Raw genomic sequence first — 18455 nt, 5'->3', positions numbered from 1 at the left:
GGCAGACAAAAAGAAAGAAATTACAGATTGGGATTTAGAATCTATTGTTAACAGTGAGATTCAACAACCACCAGAACTCTTCCGTATAGAGTTGGTACAGGTTTCCTGTGGCGATCGCTCTCGTCCCACCGCCACAGTTAGTATCCGGACTCCTAATGGGGAGGAATTGACTGATGCTGCCATTGGTACTGGACCTGTGGATGCTGTATACAAGGCAATTAACCGGGTGGTGAATGTGCCTAATGATTTAATTGAGTTTTCTGTGCAGTCGGTAACTGCTGGTATTGATGCTATTGGGGAGGTGACTATTCGTTTGCGTCATGAAGGACGGGTGTATTCTGGTCATGCTGCTAATACTGATATTATTGTGGCATCAGCTCAAGCTTATATAAATGCTTTAAATCTGAGGAAAGCTTTATTCACCTCTTCATCAGAAATATCAAACCCAAGTTCTTTGAGACGAGTTTGGAAAGCATGACGACCGGAAAGTTTACCCAAAACTATTTGGTTATCTGTCAACCCGATGGACTCAGCATCCATGATTTCATAAGTAAGCTTATTCTTGAGTACCCCATCTTGATGAATACCTGACTCATGAGCAAAAGCATTAGCGCCGACAATAGCTTTGTTTGGTTGCACAAACATTCCTGTCAAGTTAGAAACCAGACGAGATGTTTTATAAATATGGCGAGTATCAATATTAGTAAGTGGTGCTTCTGACTCTGGTGCGCGACCAAGGAAGGGATTAAAATATTGTCGCCGAACGTGCAATGCCATAACTAACTCTTCCAAAGCAGCATTACCAGCTCGCTCACCGATACCGTTAATAGTACATTCCAGTTGACGAGCGCCGTTTTTCACAGCTTCAAGGAAGTTAGCGACTGCTAAACCGAGGTCGTTGTGACCATGAACAGAAATAATAGCTTGGTCAATATTGGGTACATTTTCCTTAATACCTCGGATAAGTGCCCCAAATTCAGCAGGTGTCGTATAACCAACAGTATCGGGAATATTAACCGTAGTCGCTCCAGCAGCGATCGCCGCCTCCAATACTTGATAGAGAAATTCTGGGTCAGAGCGACCTGCATCTTCAGGGGAAAATTCTACATCATCTACGAAAGTTTTAGCATAGGCCACCATTTCTGGAGCGATCGCCAATACTTCTTCTCTAGTTTTCTTAAGTTTATAAGCTAAGTGAATATCGGAAGTAGCAATAAAAGTATGAATACGAGCATTAGCTGCGGGTTTAAGAGCTTTACCTGCAGCTTCAATATCTGCACGGGTTGTTCTTGCCAAACCACAGATTGTTGGGCCTCCTTCTACACCCACTGTCTCGGCAATTTTTTGTACTGCTTCAAAATCTCCAGGACTAGAGTAGGGAAAACCAGCTTCAATCACATCTACTCCCAGGCGAGATAGTTGCCGAGCAATAGTCAATTTTTCATCTATATTGAGAGCTGCTCCAGGAGATTGTTCCCCATCCCGGAGAGTCGTATCAAAAATAATAATTCGGTCTTGATTACTTGTCATTATTTTTCCCTTATAGTTTAATATTTTACAGCAATTAGCCTTGAGCTTTTTTCGATCTTACCTTGTCTTACAAACTAGTGAATATAGTTTAAATTAACTAGCTATCAGCATTTTCCGTACCGGAATGCTCTGCAAACAGCACTCAGCTTTCAGCGTACTAAAAGCTTTGGTTTAAATCCCCGACTTCTAGGTTGTCATTTCATTTTAGTAGGGGTCGCGTATCCCCTGATCAAAAGCTAACTGCTAAAGGCTGAAATACTATTTGCGGAGCATTCCGGACCGAAACGTTTTTTAATTAAATTAAACGTAAATTTAGTCTAATTTTTGTGAGTTTTCTAGGAAGATATTTAAGTCTTCAAGCATAGATTTTTTCTTTGATGCTTCCTGCCTTCTGACTTGGTGCATTCTCAAAGAAATTGAGATTTTTTTCCTTCTTCTTTCTTCCTTCTTCCCTCTTCCTTCTTAATTAATATTCTGCCTTTTCTATTTGGTCGCGAATATCATTTAAATCTACATATTGATCTGTGGCATTTCGCAATTCTCTAGCAATCATTCCTTCTGTTGATACAACTGTTATATGAGTATTTTTAGAACGCAGTAGCTCAATAGCTCTTTCAAAATCCCCATCTCCACTAAATAAAACTACTTGGTCATATTGGTCTACTGTATTAAACATATCTACTACAATTTCAATATCTAAGTTAGCTTTTTGAGAATAGCGACCCGAAACATCATCATAATATTCTTTAAGAATTTTAGTGCGTACTGTATAACCCAAACTAATTAAAGCATCTCGGAATCCCCTTTGATCTTGTGGGTCTTTTAAGCCTGTGTACCAAAAAGCATTTATTAGTTTGACTTCTGGTTTGTTGAAATGTTCTAATACTCTTCTAGGGTCAAAAAACCAACCATTTTTTTGTTGAGCGTAGAACATATTATTCCCGTCAACAAATATAGAAAGACGGTTATTGGAATTATTCATAGAAACTTAAGTTTAATATTAATTTTAGATAATTCAGTCTAAATCTATTATTTTAGTAATATTCCTATCATCAATGCAATTATTTTTAATTTAGATAAACTAATATTATTACTTGTATTTTTCAGATTTAAACTGCAAAAAATCACCCTTATATCATAAACCGATAATATTTTTCTCTACTAATAATTTTAATAATTTTAGTAGTTATATACTATCTATTTTAGTCTTTTTTCTGTAAAAAAATACTTTTTATACTTATTAAATTAATTGATCCCCTTCCAGATCTTCAATATAAGACAATAATTTTTCATTAAGGCCATATTTTGAAGATTTGATTCGTCCAATATTCTAATAATTCAGTCAAATCAAAAACAATTGACTTAATAAAAACTATGTATAGCAGAAGGAAGAAGTAATCAGGAAAAATCTGGCGTTGTCTGAGTTTTAAACTTTTGATATGTCCGCGCCCTTTCCTTCGACTGCTATATATAAAATTCGGAATATAGAAAAACTGGGGCAGTACAAAATTACAGCCCTCAAATATACAAATTACATCAAGATAAAGACTTACACCCCGATCAATTCCTGGGTGATTATACCTAAGCCTTTTTACTTTCTATCGCCCAACGAGCTAATTCTGTCCGATTGTGTAGACCAGTTTTACCAAGCATATTGCTTACATGACTCTCAATCGTTCTTTGACTAACTTCCATCAATTGTGCAATGTCACGATTTGCCATCCCCTGGGCTACAAGTTGGACTACCTTTAACTCTGTGGGAGTTAATTCTACGTTTCTGCGCACCTTGATTTTTGGCCCATTACTAACCATGGCAGAATTTTGATGTTTAATTAGGCGAGAAGCTTGCTTCAGGGAAGATTCTACTTGAGCTACGAGTTCTTCTGGCTCAAATGGTTTGACAATGTAGACATCAGCTCCAGTATTTAAACCTTTGACTCGGTCTTGACTTTGACCTTTGGCAGATAGAAATAGAACTGGAACCCATTCTGTAGCTGGGTTTTCTCTGATGTGTTGCACAAGGGTATAGCCATCCATTTCTGGCATCATCACATCACATATAATTAGCTCAGGAATTTCATTTTCCAGCTTTTCTAGTGCATCTCGGCCATTTTCTGCCGTTGTTACCTGATACCCACGAAATTCTAAATAATCCTTGACTAATAAAATTAAATTAGGGTCATCATCAACCAACATTAACCGTCTTTGGTCTGTAGTATTAATTTCCTTCATAATGAAGAACTCACTTTCTTTAATTCCCGCAAACATTAACTTCAAAGACAGGTATAAACCACATCTTTCATAAAAGATTAAGGAAGTAGGGCGAGTTTGCTACTTTCTTTTAAATTAATATATATCCTTAGCCACAGGGCTTGGACTGCACCTAATGATCTAAAGAAATTATGCCCCGTATTATTGATTATAGATTTTAGACTCAATCAATAGTTCTACAATATTAGATATATATAACTAGATAATAGTTTTGTATTTGTGAAAAATAACTTCCACTACTTTTAATAATATATGAAAATTTGACAGTATTGACTACTAATATTATCATAATTTATATTGATAAATATTAGTTACTAATTGTTAACTTTGAACTTTTGAGTTTGGCAGTCAAGTAAATGTCCATGATTTATGAGTATTAGCGAATGAATCAACTAAGGCTATTTGATCAAATAATCATTGATTCGGGCAAAGGATGAGTTAGAAAAACATATTCCTCTACAAGTTTATCGCCCATTATATGCTCTTGAATAATTCTTTCAATTACAGGAGGAGTTGCGGAATGATACCATACTCCTTCAGGATAAACAACCATGATTGGACCTTGACAACAAACTCGTAAACAGTTAGCTTTAGTGCGAAATATATAGCCAGGTAAATCAGTGTTAACCCGATCAAGTTTTAACTCTTTGAGCCGTTTTTTGAGATAATTCCACGCCTCTAAACCAGTCTCTGTTGAACAACATTTAGGCTTTGTTTGGTCAGCACAAATAAAAATATGTCGCTGAATTTTACTTAGTCCCAGAGATTGGATACAAACACCAAGGGATTCCTGGCAAATATCTTGGTCAATATCGTCCAGTTGATAATTTTCCTGGCATTCAGCTATCTGGAAGTTAGTCCCATCAGATTTATCGGTTTTTTGAGATGATATATTATCTGTCATAAAATTTTCGACACACCTTCCAACGAACTTCTTGGGATATTGTCTTTTTGGTCAAATGTCCTATTTTTAATAATAAATGACTTTGACGGTGAAATTCTCGATTTACTCAGATAATTTTAGTCTACTGTCCTAATTTAAAAAGCTCAATTCAATTGAGAGGAATATTGTTTTGTCGATTTAATTTAGACTTTTGACAGAAAAAACCGATAGTCTTGCATGGTAATTGTAGAATACATATTTTTTAATTTCTCCCACACTCCTCATCTCCCATTCCCCCACACTCCCGGTGCTTCCTTTACCATTACTATGCACCACCACCAAAAACCAAATCCCTCAGTTCGGGAACCCGTACAGTTTCATCAGTTGCAATGGCAACTCCTATTCAGCTAAATTAGCACTCAGGTAGTGAGAGTGCTAAAAAAGAAAACGAAGCGGGTAATTTAGCTTCAGATTCTAGCCTCTCAGGAAAAATCAAATTTATCTGGAGGGAAAACAATGGCAGCCGTAACATTGAGTGTTTCTACTGTTAAGCCTTTAGGCGATCGCGTATTTGTCAAAGTTAGTGCAGCTGAAGAAAAAACAGCAGGTGGTATTCTTCTACCTGACAATGCAAAAGAAAAACCCCAAGTAGGAGAAGTTGCTGCTGCTGGTCCTGGTAAGCGCAATGACGATGGTTCCCGCGCAGAAATGGAAGTTAAAGTCGGAGACAAAGTGCTGTACTCCAAATACGCCGGAACAGATATCAAACTCGGTGGCGATGAGTATGTGCTACTTGCAGAAAAAGATATTCTCGCAATTGTTAACTAAGAATTATCAAGTTGTTCCATAGCACTAGCAAACTTCTTCGACCTATTTGATGTTTGCCAAAGTGCTAAAACAACAATTATCAATAAAATAACAAATAGAGCAGCGAGAAGATTGCTCCAATACCTTGAGTGAAACCACTCTCAAAGCAAGCTCACAGTATAGATTTTTGTCTATCCCGAGGAGTCTAGAAGTCTGTTGACAGGCTGGAAGCAAAAGTGGATTTATCCCTTTTGTGGTGTTTTTTTACACAGAATTCAGGGTGTTTCAACCCCTGGAGATGTCAAATCCACAATTACTAATCAATAAGAATTACAACTATGGCTAAACGTATTATCTACAACGAAAATGCTCGTCGCGCCCTCGAAAGAGGTATGGATATTCTAGCTGAGTCTGTAGCAGTAACACTCGGTCCAAAAGGTAGGAACGTAGTTCTAGAGAAAAAATTTGGCGCTCCTCAAATCGTTAACGATGGTGTGACAATCGCTAAAGAAATCGAACTAGAAGACCATATTGAAAATACAGGAGTTGCTCTAATTCGTCAAGCAGCTTCCAAAACCAATGACGCAGCAGGTGACGGTACTACTACAGCCACCGTTTTAGCTCACGCAATTGTAAAAGAGGGTCTAAGGAACGTAGCTGCAGGTGCTAACCCCATTGCCATCAAGCGCGGTGTTGATAAAGCAGCAGGTTTCTTGGTAGAAAAAATTGCATCTCACGCTCGTCAAATTGAAGATTCTAAGGCGATCGCTCAAGTTGGTTCCATCTCTGCTGGTAACGATGAAGAAGTGGGTAATATGATTGCCCAAGCAATGGATAAAGTGGGCAAGGAAGGCGTAATTTCCCTAGAAGAAGGGAAGTCAATGCAGACCGAACTAGAAATTACTGAAGGTATGCGCTTCGACAAAGGCTACATCTCTCCCTACTTTGCAACAGATATGGAGCGGATGGAAGCGGTACTCGAAGAACCAATGATTCTAATTACTGATAAGAAAATTGCTTTAGTACAAGATTTAGTACCAGTATTAGAACAAGTAGCTCGTTCTGGCAAACCTTTATTAATCTTAGCTGAAGATATTGAGAAAGAAGCTTTAGCTACTCTGGTTGTTAACCGTTTGCGGGGTGTGTTGAATGTAGCTGCTGTGAAAGCTCCTGGTTTTGGCGATCGCCGTAAAGCAATGTTAGAAGATATTGCTGTATTAACTGGCGGTCAAGTTATTACTGAAGATGCTGGTTTGAAACTAGAAAGCACCAAACTAGATATGCTTGGTAAAGCTCGTCGCATCAACATCACCAAGGACAACACTACCATCGTTGCTGAAGGTAACGAAAAAGAAGTTAAATCTCGTTGCGACCAAATTCGCCGTCAGATGGAAGAAACTGAATCTTCCTACGACAAAGAGAAGTTACAAGAGCGTTTAGCTAAGTTAGCTGGTGGGGTAGCTGTAATCAAAGTTGGTGCTGCTACTGAAACAGAAATGAAAGACCGCAAATTACGCTTGGAAGACGCTATCAACGCAACTAAAGCTGCTGTAGAAGAAGGTATTGTTCCTGGTGGCGGTACAACTCTAGCTCACCTAGCTCCCGATCTAGAAAATTGGGCAAATGAGAATTTGCAAGCAGAAGAGTTAACTGGTGCTTTAATTGTGAGTCGTGCTTTGTTAGCTCCTCTAAAGCGCATTGCTGAAAATGCCGGCCAGAATGGTGCTGTGATTGCCGAGCGCGTGAGAGAGAAAGATTTTAATACTGGTTACAATGCTGCTACTAACGACTTTATAGATTTGTTTGAAGCTGGTATTGTTGACCCTGCTAAGGTAACTCGTTCTGCTCTACAAAACGCTGCTTCTATTGCTGGTATGGTGTTGACAACTGAGTGTATTGTTGTTGACAAACCTGAACCCAAGGAAGGTGCTCCTGCTGGCGCTGGTATGGGCGGTGGAGATTTCGATTACTAGGTTTGAAGAAGGAAGAAGGAAGAAGGAAGAAGGAAAATATTGTGTTGTCTTAGTTTTCAGCTCTCGATCTATCTGCCTCCTTTCCTTTGACTGCTGTAAATAGTGTGTATTGTGTTTGGGCCACCTCCATTGATTGGGGGTGGTTTTTTTTATAGCAGAAGGAAGAATATTGCGTTGTCTTAGTTTTACAGAGGCTTTCATTTGGGTAGACCACTGTAGGGACGTTCCATGGAACGTCTTACGGAAGTCAGAAGTCAGAAGTAAAAAAAAGTGAATTTGGTCTCAAAATTATTGGTTATAGATGTTATTTTTATTGGTCATTTAGCATTTAAAGCGGTTAAATACTATGAACCCAATTATAAAGTTGACGTTTTTTCAAGAATTGTCTATCGTAATAAGGTGTGGGAAAAGTCTCAAGAGAGTAGCGATCGCAAGTGAGTTCATGAACACGTAATCCTAGCCCTACTCTGGAATTACTAAGTTAGTAGCTAAAGGTATTGGTTTGGTCGCTGTACGACTGATGCGAAAAGCTTTACATAAACCTCAATATTTAATGCAAGAGCTTTCCCTGCTACTTAATCAATTTAGAAGGAAAAAACAAACATGGACTTAAGACCAGGGCAACGTCTAAATCTGAGATACAAAAACCGGAAGTTTGAGGCTATTATTATCAATCCTCATGCTTTTGGGCATAATAAACCCAACATAGGTTTGAACTTCCGAATGTCAAATGAATATGCTGGCATTACTTATAAGCAGTTAGCGAAGTGGACACGCCAGACCCGTAATGAAAATCCTGGTGACTTTCATAGCACCGACATAATTGAGTATTTTGAATTACCAAAGAATAAAAAGCGATTTGCAGTATATCACTTACCATTTGATGAAAAAGAACAAAAAGCGATTTGCAGTATATCACTTACCATTTGATGAAGACGATAAAAAACAGGGTTATGGTAATCTTACAAGCCCCTATCATAAAGTTCTAGAGGTATCAGAGTTTATTGATCTTGCTTTTGAACTTCTCACAGAAAGAAGGCTACCCAATGGAACGCAAGACAAGATCAAAGACTTTCTTAAGTGGTTTGCCACCGAAGGTTTTTATGCCCAGGCATACACTGCGATCCAAGGAGTTTACACAAAAGCTGACAGTGAAGCGCTACATCAGTGGTTAGAGGCTCGTTTGAGGAATAAACATGAACGGTTGCCCTATGCTCGCTTTATTGCTGAAATTCGAGAGTCACCTGCCTACTGGACTGACTATACCTATATCAAACTATTTGGCAAACTTGCATCTGAAATGCGCCTAGAATGGGAGACAATAGATGGTACTCCACGCATTGCTCGTAATCATATTCCTGAAGCTTTGGGACTTGAAGCTGTAGGTTTTGTTGAGCGTATGACAACTGAGCTTTATACAGGTAATTTGTCTGAAGCGCACGACATCTCTATCAATGCTGCTAAACGCAAATACGAATTACCTGAGCCAGAAGATGTAAATATTGATCGGTTGTTTGAGTCAAAAACTCGAAAACTTAACCCACAGCAAATCAAAAAAATTCAAAATGATTATGCTATAGGAGTATCTCTTAAAGAACTTGCCGAACGTTTTGAGGTAACAGTACAAGCAATTAGTTATCACTGTAAAAATGTGAAGCGGGCAATCTAAATTAGTATCAAGATATAGATAATTAATCCATACTAGGGTTCTTAAGGGCTTTGTTGCTTTGTGCAAGAACCTGTAGAACCATTTTTGTCAAAATTTGCAATTTCTCAGAACATATTAAAGATGAAAACACAATCATTTTCCGACTTAAAAAAACTCTCTCCCCAACTACCCAAAAAATCCCTTACCTGAAAATATTGGTATTATTTGTGTCTCGCGTTAGAGGGGATACTCACGCCAAAAGTGACTGGGATTTTGCTGCACCATATGATGATGAATAAATTTGCAAAAATATGATGAGAGATAATACTTTTGCTTGGTTTGAAGTTCCGATAGGATTGGGAAATATTTTTCAAATTAACAGCGATATTATTGATGTGGTATAACTCAACAAATGTTCTCCACCATTAGGTTTTTATGTGGCACGAGATGGGAAAATTATTTATGAAAAAAACTTTTGCTAAACGGGACATTTATAGCATTTGACTACTTGATTTTTTTTAGGATACTACTACTTGTACACCAGTACCTAAAATCTTACTTTTAACTTTTGACTTTTAACTTTTGACTTTTAATTTCCCATGCCCTATAGTCTCGTCCTCAACCTAACCCCTAAATCTCCCATTCCTACCAAATATCTAACAGGCAGACATCTCCATGCTTTGTTCTTAACTTTAGTTAGTTCCGTCGATAGAAATTTAGGCGATCGCCTCCATGAATCTACTGGTAATAAACCTTTTACTGTTAGTCATTTACAAACTCAAAAACGCTCCTCAAAAAGTCGCGACCATACTCTCCAATGGCAACATAAAAAATTTATTCCACCAGGTACTAATTGTTGGTGGCGTGTATCTCTTTTAGATGACAATTTATTCAGCGAATTAACTCAACTTTGGTTGAATATTAATCCTGAAAAACCTTGGCATTTAGGTCTGGCAAATTTAAACATTATTAATATTCTTAGTACGCCGAAACCCGATTGACCTTGGGTAGGCTCTTTTTCTTATCAATAAATCTATGAAAATGCTTCTGATTCTCAGAGAATTATTACCCTAAATTTTGCTACTCCTACTTGTTTTCGACAAGGGAGTTATGATACGCCGATGCCTACTAAAGATTGTGTGTTTAATTCTTTATTGAATCGTTGGGATCAATATAGTGGGATGGAATTTTTTTAAATTCCGCTTGACTCGATATATCCTAGTTATTTCGATATTAATACAGAAATTGTTGCTGATTCTCGAAGTAAGTTTATTGGAGTTGTTGGTGAGGTTACTTATCGATTTTTTGGAGATGTTGAACCAGATAAAATTAAACAAATAAATGCTTTTAAAGTTAAACTTACCCAAATCCCTATTAAATTGATTTAATATCAGCATTCCGCTCAATTTTATCAATAACTTCTTTAACCCTTTCATACTCTAAATTTTTCTCTTCTTCTACAAACAATTCAGCAGCTTTCTGTAAATCTTCCAGAGCTTTTGGCAAATTTCCTAACTGCTCATATACAATTCCACGACTTTCATAAGCATTAGCAAAATTAGGCTGCAATTCAATGGCTCGATTAAGGTCTGCTAAAGCCGCTTCATAATCTCCTAATTCTAAATAAGCAGCACCCCGATTATGATAAGTCAAAAATAGTTCTGGATTAAGTTTTAAAGCCCGGTCGTAATTAGAAATTGCCTCCCGATAATTTCCCAAAGAACTATAAGCATTCCCTCGATTATTGTAAGCATCTGGTAAATTTGATTCAATTCCTAACGCCCGGTTGTAATCAATAATTGCTCCCCACTCGTCTCCCAATAAACGGCGGATATTACCCCGATTATTATAAGCATCTGCCAACTCAGGATTTGATTTAATTGCTTGAGAAAAATCTGCTATTGCTTGCTGATAATTCCCCAAATTTTGCCAAATATTACCTCGATTTAGATAAGTTTTAGCATAATTGGGGTTAAGTTTAATTGCCCAATTATAATCCTCTATTGCCCCCTGTTTATCTCCAAATTCAGTCCTAGCAACTCCCAGATTAAAATAAGTTTTAGCATCATTAGGTTTCAGTTCAATTACTTTAGAATAATCAGCAATAGCTCCTGGATAATCTCCTAATTTCCGCCGAATAATTCCCCGATTATTATAAGCATCCACAGCATTTTACTCTAATTATATTACTTTATAAAAATCGGCAATTGCACCTTGTGCGTCTCCTATTCCAGAACGAGCAACACCACGATTACTATAGACATAAAATAAGTTTTGCTCTAATTCAATTACTTTATTTAAATCCGCAATTGCTACTTGATAATTACCAATAATACTATTAATATTTCCTCGATTATAATAAGCTTCAATGCGACTAGGATCGAGATTAATTACATTAGTAAAATCCTCAATTACTCCTTGATATTCTGCTAATTCAATTCGTAAAATACCACGATTATAATAAGCTTCAATAAAATCCGGTATCAGCTCAATAGCTTTACTAAAATCATTCAAAGCTCCGGGAAAATTTCCATCATTATATTTATCGACACCCCGATTAAAATAAATAGACATCTCCGAAAAATAAATAAATTGTGATAAAGTAATAAAAAATGTAATTTTTGCTAGGCAAATTATGACTAATATACTCGATTATATTCACAATCACCCACAAGAATCAGAACGTTTATTAGGTATGAAGTATGAACAGTTAGAAAAGTTATTAAAACAAGCAGAAAAACTCCACAATAATAAGCGAGAAATAGCTACAGCTAAAAAAGTGATAATAATGGCTTCTGGTGGTGGTAGGCTACCTAAATTATCTATCTCAGAACAAATTATTTTAACATTAACTTATTTAAGACATTTAACAACATTTCAATTACTAGGAATTCAATTTGGAGTGAGTGAAACTACTGCCAATGATACATTTAATTATTGGTGCCCAATAATTGGAGAATTGTTACCACCAAGTCTACTAGAACAGGTAAAAAAAACTCCAGTGACAAAGAAATTGTTAAAGAAATTTTAACAGAGTATGAGTTAATTATAGATAGCTATGAACAGGGTATAGAAAGGCCAGAAGAATATGCAAAACAAAAAGAATATTACTCAGGAAAGAAAAAAAGTCATACTAGAAAAAGTCAGGTGATTGTGTTACCATTAGGTAAAGATATTGTCGATGTAGAAGCTGGAAAACCAGGAAAAAAAAGTGACATAAGTTTTTTTCGTGAAACACAAGAAAAATTCGCTCAAGAACAAAAATTTGCTGGTGATAAAGCTTACATTGGAGAATCAGCAATAAGAACACCGAAAAAAAAGCCAAAGAATCAAGAATTAACCAGTCAGCAAAAGTCTCAAAATCAAGAACTGGCTGCTGAAAGAATCTTTATAGAACATATAATTAGATTGGTAAAAATATTTCGAGTAGCCCAGGAAAGATTCAGGCTAAATTCTGATAAATATACGCAAATAATAATGACTATTTGTGGACTTGTAATACTGGGAATAGGGACGGTTATTTTGTATTAATAAATTAGCCGAAAATATCTTAAAAAGTTCTTGACTTAAGATACTATAATTAGGGCTATATATTAATACTAACTATCTCTAATACCTATGAGACTGTAAAAATCAACTATCTTGGTAAAATAGCGATCGCTCCTTAAAAGATAGTTACAGTATTGGTTTGACTATTTTCGGAGAAGTCTAATAGAAGCATCTTGATTTTCCGAGTCATTATTAATAATTTTATCCTCACTCAAAGCAGCATAATATTCTGTAGTGGTTTGAGCTAAAACATAATGATGAGGGAAAATTATTGCAATTAAAGCAAAGATATAAGCCAGACGTATTTTAACCGCATAAGTGTTCCGGAACAGTATTGCTCCTAAATATTTTTGTCTGATTAAGCTTTTGAACATTTTTCCTCCTAATAATAAGCTATCAGTATTTCAGCATTTGAGCTTTTCAGCTTTTTAATGAATGAAGCAAGCATTCGTTATAAGTGTTCCGGAACAGTATTGCTCCTAAATATTTTTGTCTGATTAAGCTTTTGAACATTTTTCCTCCTAATAATAAGCTATCAGTATTTCAGCATTTGAGCTTTTCAGCTTTTTAATGAATGAAGCAAGCATTCGTTATAAGTGTTCCGGAACAGTATTGCTCCTAAATATTTTTGTCTGATTAAGCTTTTGAACATTTTTCCTCCTAATAATAAGCTATCAGTATTTCAGCATTTGAGCTTTTCAGCTTTTTAATGAATGAAGCAAGCATTCGTTATAAGTGTTCCGGAACAGTATTGCTCCTAAATATTTTTGTCTGATTAAGCTTTTGAACATTTTTCCTCCTATAATTATGGTTTACATTTAAAGAGTAGTAGGGACGTTGCATAAGGGCGTCCGTACAGAGAAGTAAATATAAGGATAATTAACAATAACTGGCGTGCTAATTATCAAAAAAGTTATTTACTTAGCATCTTAATTACTTGATAATTGAAGTTTCACTTAAGTTAAGTATTCAGGACTTACGCACGGACACTAAATCGAATGAGGGCGAATGCCATTTGCGTTCCGCAAAGCTCCGAATGGCGCCCCTACAGATGGTGTTTTAAAAGTCAATTTGGGTAAGTTCTGTATTCTTTTTTCACGCTTGGTATAATATGATTCTGAATATAAACAATTAAAGTGGTAGTGCATTGTAATTATATTTGTTACGAGACACGGTAGTGGGAGCATCTTGCTCCCGTATTCGCTTGCCCCTTTCCTTCTTCCTTCTTCCTTCTTCCCTCTTCCTTATTCAATATGCAAAATAATTTCCCCCTTTCACCAAAGCAGCAAAACTTACCTAACCAAAGGTGGTTAATATATCCAGAGCAACCAGAAATAACTAAACAACTAGCCAAAACTCTAGAAATATCACCCCTAATTGCCCAGACATTAATTAACCGGGATATTTCTACTATAGAACAAGCACAAGAATTTTTAGATCCTGAGTCAATAAAACTACCTCTACCAATAGAAGAATTTCCCGACTTAGATATTAGTCTCAACTTATTACAAACTACAATTTCTCAAGAACAAAAAATTGCTATTTGTGGTGACTATGATGCAGATGGAATGACTAGCACTGCTTTATTGTTGCGCGCTCTCAAATATCTAGGGGCAAAAGTTGACTATGCTATTCCTAGTCGAATGCAGGAAGGTTATGGCATTAACCAACGTATTGTTAAGGAGTTTCATCAGGAAGGAGTAAGTCTCATCATCACTGTAGACAATGGTATTGCTGCTTATGAACCTATTGCTAGGGCAAGGGAATTAGGTGTAAATGTTATTATTACAGACCACCACGACATTCCACCAAAACTACCACCAGCTCACGCTATCCTCAACCCCAAGCTTATTTCAGAAACTTCTCCTTATCGGGGTGTGGCAGGAGTGGGGGTTGCTTACATTTTGGCAGTATCTCTAGCGCAACGTTTGGGAAAACACCAAGGTTTAATTAAGCCACTTTTAGAATTATTCACCTTGGGTACTATTGCTGACTTGGCGCCTCTAACTGGAGTAAACCGTCGCTTGGTGAAACGGGGGTTACAATATTTGCCTCACTCCCAGTTAGCAGGAGTACAAGCATTAATTCAGGTATCTGGTGTTCAAGCTAAGGAAGAAGGAAGAAGGAAGAAGGAAGAGGGAAGAGGGAAGGAGGAAGAGGGAACTTGTCAAGAAGGAAGAGGGAAGAAGGAAGAGGGAAGAGGGTATCCCCCCTTGCCCCCCTTTGAAAGGGGGGAGGAAGAGGGAACTCAAACGCCAAAAAATTTTCAACAGTCTGTAGATAGCGGGGTATTAAACCCAAAATCAAAAGATAATCAAAAATCTCTTAAACCTGATGATATTGGTTTTCGCCTGGGCCCGCGCATCAATGCAGTTGGGCGTATTGCTGACCCACAAATTGTGATTGAGCTTTTGACTACTGATGATATGGGAATAGCTTTGGAAAGGGCGATGCAATGTGAAGAAATTAACCAGCAACGACAACAGTTATGTGAGGAAATTGAACAAGAGGCGATCGCTTGGTGTGAGTCGAGTCAGATAAATTTACGGGAGGAAAGGGTTTTAGTGGTGGTGCAACCGGGATGGCATCATGGTGTTATTGGTATTGTTGCTTCTCGGTTGGTGGAACGTTATGGTGTGCCTGTTTTTATTGGCACTTATGAGGAGGAGGGGGAAGAAATAATTCGTGGTTCTGCTCGTGGCATTCCTGAGTTTGATGTTTTTGAGGCGTTACAATTTTGTGATGAGCTATTAGGAAAGTATGGAGGTCATAGAGCGGCTGGTGGTTTTTCTTTTTCGGCAGAAAATTTGGATAAATTTCGTTCTCGTCTGAGTGAGTTTGCTCATCAATGTTTAGAAATTAAGCATCTAAAACCGTTAGTTAGTATTGATGCTGAGGCAGAAATTCAGGAATTAAATTTTGATTTATATCGTCAAATAGATTTACTTCATCCCTGCGGAATTGAAAATAAGGACCCTGTGTTTTGGAGTCGAAATGTGAGAATTTCTGAACAAAGAATTGTGGGTAAGGGGCATATTAAATTAACTTTAATTAAAGGAGAAATAATTCAGGCGATCGCTTGGCGTTGGGGCGATTATTTTCCTTTAATTAAATTAACTTTAATTAAAGGAGAAATAATTCAGGCGATCGCTTGGCGTTGGGGCGATTATTTTCCTTTACCTTCGGTGGTAGATATTGCTTATAAAATGCGGGAAAATACTTGGAATGGTCAGAGTAATATTGAGTTGGAATTATTAGGAGTACGTTTACCGATGGAAATTTCTAGGAATTCACAGACTTCGCCTCAAAATTTTCCTCAAAAAGCAGAATTTTATTACAGTAGTCGCCCTTACACTTGCAGTCTTTATCAAATAGGAGATGTGAAGGAATTAAGAATTAGAAATTCCCGTGGAGAAGTATTAGCAATTCAACAGGGACAAAAAATAGGTTTGTTAGGTAAAACTCGTAATAATGCTAAACAAGTAGATGTTTCAGATGCCCGTTTTTTTAATTTAATTAAAGCAGCTATGAGTGCTTTAAAGTTATAAAAGAAGGAAGACGGAAGAGGGAAGAAGGAAGAAGGAAGAAACTAGATACAGCAAATTCCAAGTATATGAAATACAAATATGAAAAATTAAATTTTCCCAGTGCGAGCATCTTGCTCGCTTCGGGTTGTACCTCACCAAGGTGGAACTCGAACCCGCTGTAATTTCCACTATCATTCTTCCTTTCTCCTGACTCCTGATATATAATCCGGTTATATAGTATATGTTTATAACTATACTTTAAGCCTTAAATCTCCCCTACTCCCCGACTCCCCGACTCCCCGACTCCCCCGAACTATATAATAAGTGTTCAACAGAATTTGATATGACTCCTGACTCCTGAAATTTTACAACTATTTAATCAAATGAATAATCAACTATTGAAAGAAAAATTACAAGCAACAATCAAAAATATTCAAACTAAGAATGATGGTTCTCCTGTAACGAACTTGAAGTTAGATAAAACTTTAGTTGCAGAAATTGAACAGTTAACAATAAACTTAGAAAATCTTAATCCTCATCCTCAACCTCTCCGAAATGCTACTAATTTATTAGATGGAACTTGGCAATTGCAATACTCTACAGCTAGAGAAATTCGTTCTTTAGATTCCCTACCATTGGGTTTACAAGTAGGTAAAGTTTATCAAGTAATTGATGTTACTAATAAAGTATTTTTTAATCAAGCTGAAGTACAACATCCTCTGAAGTTAATCTCAGGAAATGTAAAAGTAACTGCTAGTTTTGAACTAGCTATAGATAAATCTGGTTTAGCAGATAAACGCATCAATGTTTATTTTGATAAACGTTATTTGGCAATTGAGAAAATTGTGGGTATTAATACTCCCAAACTAAATCCTTTTAAAGTTGTAGCAGCTAATAATCCTCAAGGTAGAGTTGCTACATTAGATATTACTTATTTAGACGAAACTTTAAGAATTGGACGTGGAGGGGATGAAAGTTTATTTATTTTGAATAAAGTTGTATAGGGGAAGAAAGAAGGAAGAAGGAAGAGGGAAGAGAGAAAAAGGAAGAAGGTGTTTAGTTATCTTGGAGAGAAGGAAAAATATGGTGTTGTCTGAGTTTTCAACTTGATGATATTTCCTAACAGTAATGGCAACTGCTATACTACCTAAAACCTAAAACCTACCATTTTAATCAAAAATCATGGAAGAGATATTAAAAAATTTACTATCACATAAAAATGTCAAAATTAATAAAATAATTTCACCCCCTAATTTCGTCAGTAAAGAATTTATTCAAGATGAAGATGAATGGGTAACATTGCTTGAAGGTTCCGCCATATTAGAAATCAATCAAAAAACAACAAAATTAGTCAAAGATAGTCATATTTTTATACCAGCTAAAACCCCACATAAAATTATTTCAACCGATCCAAAGATAGAAACAATTTGGCTTGCTATTCATATTTATTAGCAGAAGGAAGAAGGAAGAAGAATCGAAATAAGGAAAAATTTTCGTTGTCTGAGTTTTAAGCTTTTGATATGTCTTAACCTTTCCTTGGACTGCTATATTTCTAATATTATCTCTGATAAATAAGGGAGTAGAGAGAATAGGGGATTTTGCTCTGGATAAGTTTTTTGTTTGCAGAGTGCGGAACTTAGTTATATCGCTAATTATCCAGACAGAATATAATACCTATTCTCAAAAAAATGCTATGTTTAATAAGGGAGTAGAGAGAATAGGGGATTTTGCTCTGGATAAGTTTTTTGTTTGCAGAGTGCGGAACTTAGTTATATCGCTAATTATCCAGACAGAATATAATACCTATTCTCAAAAAAATGCTATGTTTAATTAAACTCTAAAAAAAATATTTTTCACACTTTACTCGGAAGTAATGGAGGAGTTATTTGTACTTCATAATTGAATAATTGAGTTATTCTGCATTTTTTCTGACTGATAGTAATTCCTAAAAATAATGCGATACTTATTGAACATTTCAGTGATTAAGTAATAAGTAAGAATATTTTTAGCAATTTATTTCCATGAAATAAATTGCTAAAAATAATGCGATACTTATTGAACATTTCAGTGATTAAGTAATAAGTAAGAATATTTTTAGCAATTTATTTCCATGAAATAAAGATATCTTATTCATTACAGCAGATTCCACCAAGGGTGAGATATACCTATCGCGGGCAAGATGCCCGCACTACAAATATTTAATTGTTAATACTTTATCATTTTCTTTGTGGGTTTAATACCCCACCGTCTACACGGTGTTCAAAATT

19 protein-coding genes and 1 pseudogene are annotated in these 18455 nt (G+C 36.3%); 13 read left to right on the top strand and 7 right to left on the bottom strand.

The features are described 5' to 3' along the window. A partial coding sequence (locus tag D5R40_RS22350) for an alpha-isopropylmalate synthase regulatory domain-containing protein (RefSeq protein ID WP_282433658.1) occupies positions 1-478 on the top strand: 478 nt, incomplete at its 5' end. On the opposite strand, the pseudogene D5R40_RS22345 reads toward D5R40_RS22350, so the two are convergent. From D5R40_RS22345 to D5R40_RS22330, 4 genes and pseudogenes are all read right to left on the bottom strand, one after another. After that, positions 397-1530 (bottom strand): annotated as a pseudogene (locus tag D5R40_RS22345) (2-isopropylmalate synthase); the annotation flags it as partial. The gene D5R40_RS22350 and the pseudogene D5R40_RS22345 sit on opposite strands and share 82 nt — an antisense overlap. A gap of 466 nt (positions 1531-1996) precedes the next feature. Continuing rightward, positions 1997-2512, bottom strand: a complete 516-nt coding sequence (locus tag D5R40_RS22340) for a LabA-like NYN domain-containing protein (protein ID WP_124147411.1) — start codon at positions 2510-2512, stop codon at positions 1997-1999. A gap of 599 nt (positions 2513-3111) precedes the next feature. Then, on the bottom strand, positions 3112-3762 hold the full coding sequence (locus tag D5R40_RS22335; RefSeq protein ID WP_124155235.1) for a response regulator transcription factor: 651 nt from the start codon (positions 3760-3762) through the stop codon (positions 3112-3114). A 445-nt stretch (positions 3763-4207) separates the two neighbouring features. Next, the gene (locus D5R40_RS22330; protein ID WP_124147413.1) at positions 4208-4705 is read right to left on the bottom strand and encodes a (2Fe-2S) ferredoxin domain-containing protein; all 498 of its coding nucleotides are present in this window, start codon (positions 4703-4705) and stop codon (positions 4208-4210) included. Positions 4706-5200: 495 nt separating this feature from the next. On the opposite strand from D5R40_RS22330, the gene groES reads away from it, so the two are divergent. The 7 genes from groES (at position 5201) to cas6 (ending at position 10308) form a co-directional block, all read left to right on the top strand. Further along, positions 5201-5512, top strand: a complete 312-nt coding sequence (gene groES, locus D5R40_RS22325; RefSeq protein WP_124147414.1) for a co-chaperone GroES — start codon at positions 5201-5203, stop codon at positions 5510-5512. Positions 5513-5829: 317 nt separating this feature from the next. Beyond that, on the top strand, positions 5830-7464 hold the full coding sequence (groL, locus tag D5R40_RS22320) for a chaperonin GroEL (protein WP_124147415.1): 1635 nt from the start codon (positions 5830-5832) through the stop codon (positions 7462-7464). A 270-nt stretch (positions 7465-7734) separates the two neighbouring features. Further along, entirely contained in the window at positions 7735-7902 is a 168-nt protein-coding gene (locus tag D5R40_RS35860) for a hypothetical protein (protein WP_161564727.1), read from the top strand. 165 nt (positions 7903-8067) lie between these two features. Continuing rightward, entirely contained in the window at positions 8068-8394 is a 327-nt protein-coding gene (locus D5R40_RS22315) for a hypothetical protein (RefSeq protein ID WP_124147416.1), read from the top strand. After that, entirely contained in the window at positions 8348-9133 is a 786-nt protein-coding gene (locus D5R40_RS22310) for a hypothetical protein (protein WP_124147417.1), read from the top strand. The genes D5R40_RS22315 and D5R40_RS22310 overlap by 47 nt, the downstream gene beginning before the upstream one ends. A 578-nt stretch (positions 9134-9711) precedes the next feature. Further along, positions 9712-10113, top strand: a complete 402-nt coding sequence (locus D5R40_RS39955; RefSeq protein WP_240039183.1) for a hypothetical protein — start codon at positions 9712-9714, stop codon at positions 10111-10113. A 30-nt stretch (positions 10114-10143) separates the two neighbouring features. Then, positions 10144-10308: a CRISPR system precrRNA processing endoribonuclease RAMP protein Cas6 gene (cas6, locus tag D5R40_RS41370; RefSeq protein WP_339379426.1), complete on the top strand. Its 165-nt coding sequence runs from the start codon at positions 10144-10146 to the stop codon at positions 10306-10308. A gap of 178 nt (positions 10309-10486) precedes the next feature. On the opposite strand, the gene D5R40_RS22300 is transcribed toward cas6, so the two are convergent. Next, on the bottom strand, positions 10487-11278 hold the full coding sequence (locus D5R40_RS22300) for a tetratricopeptide repeat protein (protein WP_124147418.1): 792 nt from the start codon (positions 11276-11278) through the stop codon (positions 10487-10489). 15 nt (positions 11279-11293) lie between these two features. Further along, positions 11294-11686 carry a tetratricopeptide repeat protein gene (locus D5R40_RS22295; protein WP_124147419.1) on the bottom strand — a complete coding sequence of 131 codons (393 nt, stop codon included), beginning with the start codon at positions 11684-11686 and terminating at the stop codon, positions 11294-11296. A 61-nt stretch (positions 11687-11747) separates the two neighbouring features. Here D5R40_RS22295 and D5R40_RS37955 point away from each other — a divergent pair, with 61 nt between their 5' ends. Beyond that, a complete protein-coding gene (locus D5R40_RS37955) occupies positions 11748-12143 on the top strand; it encodes a helix-turn-helix domain-containing protein (RefSeq protein ID WP_205127547.1) in 396 nt (131 codons plus the stop codon). Beyond that, a complete protein-coding gene (locus D5R40_RS37950; protein WP_240039184.1) occupies positions 12053-12643 on the top strand; it encodes an HARBI1 family protein in 591 nt (196 codons plus the stop codon). Before D5R40_RS37955 ends, D5R40_RS37950 begins: the two co-directional genes overlap by 91 nt. A gap of 161 nt (positions 12644-12804) precedes the next feature. On the opposite strand, the gene D5R40_RS22285 is transcribed toward D5R40_RS37950, so the two are convergent. After that, entirely contained in the window at positions 12805-13035 is a 231-nt protein-coding gene (locus D5R40_RS22285) for a hypothetical protein (protein ID WP_124147420.1), read from the bottom strand. 879 nt (positions 13036-13914) lie between these two features. On the opposite strand from D5R40_RS22285, the gene D5R40_RS22280 reads away from it, so the two are divergent. The 3 genes from D5R40_RS22280 to D5R40_RS22270 all read left to right on the top strand — a co-directional run bounded on the left by D5R40_RS22280 (position 13915) and on the right by D5R40_RS22270 (position 17640). Next, the gene (locus tag D5R40_RS22280) at positions 13915-16209 is read left to right on the top strand and encodes a single-stranded-DNA-specific exonuclease RecJ (protein WP_124155234.1); all 2295 of its coding nucleotides are present in this window, start codon (positions 13915-13917) and stop codon (positions 16207-16209) included. A 362-nt stretch (positions 16210-16571) separates the two neighbouring features. Beyond that, positions 16572-17192 carry a PAP/fibrillin family protein gene (locus tag D5R40_RS22275; RefSeq protein ID WP_124146139.1) on the top strand — a complete coding sequence of 207 codons (621 nt, stop codon included), beginning with the start codon at positions 16572-16574 and terminating at the stop codon, positions 17190-17192. A gap of 178 nt (positions 17193-17370) precedes the next feature. Next, on the top strand, positions 17371-17640 hold the full coding sequence (locus tag D5R40_RS22270) for a cupin domain-containing protein (RefSeq protein ID WP_124146138.1): 270 nt from the start codon (positions 17371-17373) through the stop codon (positions 17638-17640). Positions 17641-18455: the final 815 nt, after the last annotated feature.

The sequence above is a fragment of the Okeania hirsuta genome (assembly GCF_003838195.1).
Taxonomy (GTDB): Bacteria; Cyanobacteriota; Cyanobacteriia; order Cyanobacteriales; family Microcoleaceae; genus Okeania; species Okeania hirsuta.
This window is presented reverse-complemented; position numbering and strand designations above follow the sequence as displayed.